Raw genomic sequence first — 1091 nt, 5'->3', positions numbered from 1 at the left:
ACCAGCAGCGGCTACCAGAGTAGGGAACCAGTCGTTACTGCCAAACATATCGTTGATGACCGTACCGGGCTTAATGTGACCCGGCCATCGGATCATCGCCGGAACACGGAAACCGCCCTCCCAGCCGGTATTTTTCTCACCGCGGAACGGCGTCATACCGGAGTCAGGCCAGGTGGCGATCATCGGGCCATTGTCCGTGGTATAGAGCACGATAGTATTGTCTTCGATGCCGAGATCTTTAATTTTCTTGAGCACCTCACCAACAATCTTGGCATGTTCCACCATACCGTCGGCGTAATCGCCTAACCCCGTCACGCCCTTATCGGCGGGTTTGATATGCGTTTTATTGTGCATGCGCGTGGTATTAAACCAGGTGAAGAATGGTTTATTGGCTTTGACCTGACGTTCCATAAAATCGTTATTGGCTGCCAGCGTCTCCTCATCCACGGTTTCCATGCGTTTCACGTTGAGCGGGCCGGTATCTTCGATCTTGCCATCGGCAGTCGATTTAATCACCCCGCGCGGACCGAACTGTTTCTTGAACTCAGGATCTTTTGGATAGTCTGGATTTTCCGGTTCCTCTTCGGCATTCAGGTGATAAAGATTGCCGAAGAACTCATCAAAACCGTGTGCGGTGGGGAGAAACTCGTTGCGATCGCCGAGGTGGTTTTTACCGAATTGTCCGGTGGCATAGCCCAGTTGTTTAAGAATCGAGGCGATGGTCGGGTCCTCTTTTTGCAGACCCTGTGGCGCGCCCGGCATCCCCACCTTACTCATCCCGGTGCGGAACGGCATTTGCCCGGTGATAAAGGACGATCGGCCTGCAGTAGAACTCTGTTCTGCATAGTACGAGGTAAACTTCGCACCCTCCGCCGCAATACTGTCGATATTCGGCGTCTTGTACCCCATCATTCCCTGGTTGTAGGTACTGATGTTCCAGTAGCCAATATCGTCACCAAATATCACGACAATATTGGGTTTATCTTTATTCTGCTCGGGGGCGGTGGCCGGTGCGCTGTTGTCTGGCGCCGCATGGGCACTCCAGGAACAGCAGGCCACCGAAAGCATTGAGGCGAGAAGCGATTTACCAA

Annotated in this window: 1 protein-coding gene; it reads right to left on the bottom strand. The window is 53.1% G+C overall.

The window, feature by feature from the left end; all coding sequences use genetic code 11:
• The coding region (locus QMM04_RS22660; protein ID WP_282997127.1) for an arylsulfatase at positions 1-1091 on the bottom strand (1091 nt) is incomplete at both ends.

The organism is Pantoea sp. Pa-EAmG (assembly GCF_030024295.1).
Lineage (GTDB): Bacteria > Pseudomonadota > Gammaproteobacteria > Enterobacterales > Enterobacteriaceae > Pantoea > Pantoea dispersa.
Note: the sequence above shows the minus strand (reverse complement) of the source record. Positions and strands in the feature narration are given on the sequence as shown.